This is a genomic window from Duncaniella muricolitica, from assembly GCF_910574735.1.
GTDB lineage: Bacteria > Bacteroidota > Bacteroidia > Bacteroidales > Muribaculaceae > Duncaniella > Duncaniella muricolitica.
Genome location: NZ_CAJTCF010000044.1, coordinates 25,784 through 32,272 on the forward strand (window position 1 = coordinate 25,784; position 6,489 = coordinate 32,272).

Annotated in this window: 3 protein-coding genes; 1 reads left to right on the top strand and 2 read right to left on the bottom strand. The window is 53.4% G+C overall.

Annotation, left to right across the window (positions count from 1 at the left end; translation table 11 throughout):
- The first annotated feature begins 11 nt into the window (after nucleotides 1-11).
- The gene (locus tag QGT73_RS10595) at nucleotides 12-3,287 is read left to right on the top strand and encodes a S41 family peptidase (RefSeq protein WP_280122422.1); all 3,276 of its coding nucleotides are present in this window, start codon (nucleotides 12-14) and stop codon (nucleotides 3,285-3,287) included.
- 269 nt (nucleotides 3,288-3,556) lie between these two features.
- Here the strand turns inward: QGT73_RS10595 and QGT73_RS10600 are convergent, their stop codons facing one another.
- Nucleotides 3,557-5,014: a sensor histidine kinase gene (locus QGT73_RS10600; RefSeq protein WP_280122423.1), complete on the bottom strand. Its 1,458-nt coding sequence runs from the start codon at nucleotides 5,012-5,014 to the stop codon at nucleotides 3,557-3,559.
- Complete coding sequence (locus tag QGT73_RS10605) at nucleotides 4,992-5,717, bottom strand: response regulator transcription factor (RefSeq protein ID WP_123618072.1); 726 nt, start codon at nucleotides 5,715-5,717, stop codon at nucleotides 4,992-4,994. The genes QGT73_RS10600 and QGT73_RS10605 overlap by 23 nt, the downstream gene beginning before the upstream one ends.
- Nucleotides 5,718-6,489: the final 772 nt, after the last annotated feature.

Here is a 6,489-nt window from a genome sequence, read left to right on the forward strand (position 1 = left end):
ACATTCAAAACATGAAAAAACTCTTTTCGGCCCTACTCCTTGCAGGTATGACCCTCTCCGCAGGGGCAGTGACCCCGTTGTGGATGCGCGATGTGAAAATATCGCCCGACGGCAGCACCATCGCCTTTACCTACAAGGGTGACATCTTCACCGTGCCCGTAGGCGGCGGCACCGCCCGACGCCTCACCACCGCCTCATCCTACGAGTCGATGCCCGTATGGTCGCCCGACGGCAAGACCATAGCGTTTGCAAGCGACCGCGAGGGCGGACAAGACATATATGTAATGAACGCCGAAGGCGGCGCGGCCAAGCGCATCACCTTCAACTCGGCCGCGGAGTTACCCCAGGCTTTCAGCCCCGACGGCAAATCGGTGATATATCACGCCTCCATACAGGCTCCCGCCGCAAGCCTCATGTATCCGTCATCGCGCATGGGTCAGCTCTACAGCGTGCCCGTCGAGGGCGGACGCCCCCGCCAGATACTCGGCACTCCGGCCCACTGCGTGGAGTTCATGCCCGACGGCAAGTCGTTTCTCTATCAGGACGATAAAGGCACCGAGAACGAGTGGCGCAAACACCACACCTCGTCGGTGACTCGCGACGTGTGGATGTATGATGCCAAGACCGGCAAGCACACCAATCTCACCAAGCATGCCGGCGAGGCACGCAACCCGGTGCTTGGAGGTGACGGTCAGACCGTCTACTATCTGAGCGAGCGCGACGGCGGCAGCTTCAACGTGTATTCCTTCCCCCTCTCCGACCCCTCCAAGGTGACAGCCGTGACCAAGTTCAAGACCCACCCCGTGAGATTCCTCTCGCGCGGTGCCAACGGCACCCTGGCTTTCGGCTACGACGGTGAGATCTACACCATGAGCGACAAGGGGGGCAAACCCGCCAAGGTGAAAATCGACATTGTGACCGACGACGTAGACCAGACCGTACGCCGCCGCCTGAGCGGAGCCTCCCAGGCCATGCCTTCGCCCGACGGCAAGCAGATGGCGTTTATCAGCCACGGCGACCTCTTCGTGACCTCGGTAGAGTATCCCACCACACGCCAGATCACCCACACTCCCCAGGCCGAGAGCACTCCCTCATGGGGCACTGACAACCGCACAATCTATTACACCTCCGACCGCGACGGACACCTCAATATATATAAGGCTACCATAGCACGCGAGGAAGACCCCAACTTTGCCAACGCTACCCTCATCGACGAGGAGCCGTTCTTCCCGACCAATGACAATGTGTCGCGCCAGAACCCGCAGATTTCGCCCGACGGCAAGCGTATGGTGTTCATACAGGACGGCAACAAGATAGCCGTGGCCGACCTTAAGAGCAAGAAGGTGAAACTGCTCACCAAGGGCGAGACCTATACAGCCCGCAACGGCGGCATATCGCTCGACTGGTCGCCCGACAGCGAATGGCTCGTGGCTACAATCGACGTGCACCAGCGCGACCCCTACTATGACATAGCCCTCATCAACGCCACCACAGGCGAGCTCATCAACATCACCGATGACGCTTACTCCAACTTCAATCCCCGCTGGGTCATGAACGGCAATGCCGTAATCTTCGAGAGCGACCGTTACGGTATGAAAAACCACGCCTCATGGGGTTCGACTGCCGACATACTCATGGCTTTCACCAATCAGGAGGCCTATGACCGCTATCGCCTCTCGGACGAGGATTTCGCCCTGCTGAAAGAGCTGGAGAAGTCGCAGAAAAAGCCTGCCGCCACTCCCGAAAAGGGCAAAAAAGACGCTAAAAAAGACTCCAAAAAGGATGATAAGAAATCAGACAAAAAGGATGGCGAAAAGGATGGCGACAAGAAGGATGACAAGAAGATTACCATCGAGGCCGACGGCATCCAGGACCGCATCGTGCGTCTGACCCCCTTCTCGTCCAACATCGCCGACGCCTATGTTGACAACGACGGCGAGAACTTCTACTTCATCGCCAGCGTCGAGAACAGCTATGACATGTGGAATAAGAGCCTCCGCAAAGGCAACACCACACAGTTTAAGAAAATAGGCAGCCCCACCTCGATTGTGGCAGACGCCGCCGGCAAGAATCTCTTCCTTATAGGCAAAGATCTCCGCAAGATGTCGATTCCAAGCGGCAACATGACCAATATCTCCTTCTCAGGCTCACAGGAAATCAACCTGGCCAAAGAGCGCGAGTATATGTATGACTACATTCTCGACCAGGAGGAGAAACGTTTTCTGGTCGAGGACATGTTTGGCACCGACTGGAAGGGTCTCGGCAAGAACTACCGCAAGTTCCTCCCACACATCAACAACAACTATGATTTCTCCGAGCTTGCCAGCGAGCTTCTCGGCGAGCTCAACGTGAGCCACACCGGCAGCGGCTATCGTGCCGGCGGAGCCAACGAGCCTACCGCTTCGCTCGGTCTGCTCTATGACATGGCCTATACAGGCGACGGCCTGCTTGTGGCCGAGGTGCTCAAGAAGGGTCCCTTTGACCGTGTAAACTCCAAGATGAAGGCCGGCTCGACCATCACAGCCATTGACGGCAAGAAGCTCTCGGCCGACACCGACCCGCTGACCATCCTCAACAACCGTGTGCGCACCAAGACTCTCGTGGCCTTTACCACTCCCGACGGCGAGAAGGTGGAGGAAGTAGTGCTTCCCACCAATGCCGGCAGCGTGGGCGACATGCTCTACAAACGCTGGGTGGAACGCAACCGCCACATCGTCGACTCGATTTCGGGCGGACGTCTGGGCTATGTGCATATCGAGTCGATGAACGATGAGTCATACCGCAGCATCTATGCCGATGTGCTCGGACGCTATGCCGACCGCGAGGGCATCGTAATCGACACCCGCTTCAACGGTGGCGGCCGTCTGCACGAGGACATCGAGATACTCTTCAGCGGTAAGAAATATCTCACTCAGGAGATACGCGGCGTCAAGAGCGGCGAGATGCCTTCAAAACGCTGGCTGCGCCCCTCGATTATGATTACGGGCGAGGCTAACTACTCCAACGCTCACGGTACTCCCTGGATGTATAAGCACAATAAGCTCGGCAAAATCGTGGGTATGCCCGTTCCGGGTACCATGAGTTCGGTCAACTGGGTGACTCTCCAGGATCCGTCGCTCTACTTCGGCATCCCCGTGGTAGGTTTCCGCACTGCCGAGGGCAATCTGCTCGAAAATACTCAGCTCGAGCCTGACGTGAAGGTGGCCAATGACCCGGCTCTCATCGTCAAAGGACACGACGACCAGCTCATAACCGCCGTCAAGACCCTGCTTAAAGATCTCAAGTAGAGTTTAGCATTATAGAGTATAAAGGTTATAGTTTAGAGTTTATAACCCAAACCGATACATACAATAAACGCTGCGACCAAGGCCGCAGCGTTTATTGTATGTGTCTTTTATTAGTACCTGTCAATCGTACCGATAAGCGTCTCTGTTGGGGCAGCCTGTCAGTATGGGGGGGGACGCTTATCCACCCCGCCGGAACAGCCTGATGATCTGAGGGGGATGCACGATTAGTCCGGCATCCCCCTCTATACTTTAAACTCTATATTTTAAACTCAATCACCTGTCCACTTGGGGAGAGAGAAGATAAACTCGAGGCCACCGGTCGAGCGGTTGTGGACAGAGATGGTGCCGCCGTGAGTGACTACCGTGCTCTTGACGATGGGCAGACCGAGACCTGTGCCGCCCTGCTTGCGCGAACGGCCCGTGTCGACTCGATAGAACCGCTCAAACAGGTGAGGCAGATGCTCCTCGGCCACACCGTTGCCATTGTCGTAGAAGGCAAACATATAGAAACGCTCGCTCTCCGAGATGAGCCGCAAGCCTATCTTAGTGCCGCCCGAATACATGGCCGCATTGCGTATGAGGCCGCATATCATGCCGTTGATGAGTCCGTAGTTTCCGGCCACATAGCATTCCAGCGGGATGTCAAACGAAAACTCCATCTCTCCGGCAAGATTATTGGCCGGCATGTCATATTCAATCTGATAGACAAGGTCATACATATCCACCTTGTTGACAGCAATCTTATCACCGACATTCTCCAGACGGGTCATGATCGAGACATCGTTGAGCAGACCGGAGAGACGCTCAACGTTGCTGAGCATACGCTCGAGAAAACGGGTGCGTGTGGCTGTATCCATGTCGGGGTCGGCAAGTATCGTCTCGAGATAACCGCGCACTATTCCGACAGGGGTCTTGATCTCATGATTGATGTTATTGGTCATCTGACGGGTGACGCGCACCTTCTCCTCGATGGCGTGTATGGCCACCTTGCGTTCCTTGCGTATCTGCTCGACGGCCCTCTCCCTCTCATTATAGAGAGCCACTATCTGACGGGAGATGTCACCGAGCTCATTGCGCGGAAACTTGTCATAGCCGGTGAAATGTCCGCCAGTGGCGGCACGGTAGGCAAAGTCCTTGAGCAGCGTGACGCTGCGTGTGAGCATGCGTGTGAAGTAATAGGTGATGAACAGTGTCAGAAACATGCATCCGCCTATGACCACCCACACGGTCGAGTCGACATCAATGGCATCGCTCACGTCGGCATCAAACGGCAGGGCCGAAAGCACCATGATACGGCCGTCGTCGCTCTCGGCACGGCTTAGAAAGTAGGTGTCGCCCATGTTGTCGCGCACGAGTTCGCGACAATCGGCACCTTCGTCAATCCGGCTGATTACCGACATCGACCCGCGGTCAAACGGAAGGGGTATGCCGAGCGAATATTCCAGCAGGCCCTCCCTGTTGTAAACAGTAATGCGCACGTCCTCAAACGGCGAACCTGCAAAGTAGGAAGCGATAAACGAGTTGATCGGACGTAGCGTCTGGTCGGCTTCATAAGCCCTTAGCACACGATTATTGATCAGTCCGAGCTGCGAGGTTAGCATCTCGGCCCTATAGTCAGCCTCGCGCTTGTATTGATACCAGATAATGAGCCCAAAGACGATGCACAGGCTTAACGCGATGGGCAGAAACAGTTGCCAGTGATAGTTAATCCTTCTCCTTAAAGCCATATCCGAATCCCAGTCGGGTCTCGATATTGTTGCCGTAGGCACCCAGCTTCTTACGCAGGCGCGTGATGTTGGTGTCGATAGTGCGGGTTGTCACCACCACGTCGTCATCCCACACGCGGCGTATTATCTCCTCGCGCGAATAGATGCGGTTGCGGTGAGTGAGGAAGAAAAATATTATCTCAAATTCTGTCTTGGTCAGAGGCACCAGTTCGCCGTCGATCTGACAAGTCTTGTCGTTGGGATCGATTACCAGGGTCTGGTACTCGATACGACTCTCGAGCGGATCGGCCGAAACTACCGGGGCGACGGCTGCCTGAGCGGCGCGGCGCGCCATGGCGGCACGACGCAACACGGCATTGACACGCGCCACCATTTCACTCATCTTGAACGGCTTGGTGATATAATCGTCCGCACCAATGTTAAGTCCCATCACAGTGTCGTCCTCTCCGTTGAGTGCGGAGCAGAATATAATGGGTACATTTTCCATCCCGTCGGAGTTGCGCAGCGTCTTGGCAAAGTCAAATCCGCTGAGCCTCTCCATCATGATGTCGACAATAAAAAGGTCATAGGGTTTCAGATCCATTTCAAGTGCGTCCTCGGCACTATATGCAACGTCTACCTCATAGCCCTCTTTGAGCAGATTATATTTTACGATTTCACAGATTGACTCCTCATCATCAATCACTAAAATGCGTGCGTTCATATTGTATTATAATATCGTTCTTAGTTTTTTGTAAAATTACAATTTTTTTTTGGGCCAAACCGTTAACAAACGTTAAACCGATTATGGCCGTGAACTTTTTACCCTTGCAGGAGTTTTAATGATGTAGTTACTATTATTTGCACTGTGTTTTCATGGTATTAGATTTAAGGTTAAGAAACGCGGGGCTGTCGAGATGACAGCCCCGCGTTTTGTTTTGTCGCGTCGGTAGTCTCGTGAATGGCAGTCGGACATGAAAAGTGTTAAATCGACCCGCGCGTTATGTTAAACATGTTAAAGTCGGCGATGTCACATATGTGTCATTACATTGTGTTACAATTATAACATCTTTGTAACACACTCGTCGTAACTTTGCATTGTAGAAATCAACAAGCCTACTCAGGCTTACAAGATATAAGAAATCGATACCAATAAGAATACGGTTGCAAAAATAGTTTTTTAGTAGATAAAACCAATCATTATCGCATCAAAAGAGGACTGTCGGATGACAGCCCTCTTATATTTTATCCCTGATTGCCCGGGAGGGGGATACAAAAGGACACAAGTCTCATAAGAAACAAAAGTTTTTTTATTTCATAAAGCACTTGCTTTGCCAATGACTTATAAAACTTGTGTTTCTTAGGCCCAAGCCGAAATTCCAGTGCATATGTTAAATTGAGTAGACCGAAGTGTTAAATATTCAAGCGTACAGTTTGACCAGGCGGAAGATGAAGAAATCGCGGTCTCGGACACCGCGCATTTGCGAGCGGAAGAT

Excerpts from the sequence above, each read along its gene's own strand:
- QGT73_RS10600 (WP_280122423.1), bottom strand. The coding sequence starts at position 5,014 with ATGGCTTTAAGGAGAAGGATTAACTATCACTGGCAACTGTTTCTGCCC.
- QGT73_RS10595 (WP_280122422.1), top strand. The coding sequence starts at position 12 with ATGAAAAAACTCTTTTCGGCCCTACTCCTTGCAGGTATGACCCTCTCC.
- QGT73_RS10605 (WP_123618072.1), bottom strand. The coding sequence starts at position 5,717 with ATGAACGCACGCATTTTAGTGATTGATGATGAGGAGTCAATCTGTGAA.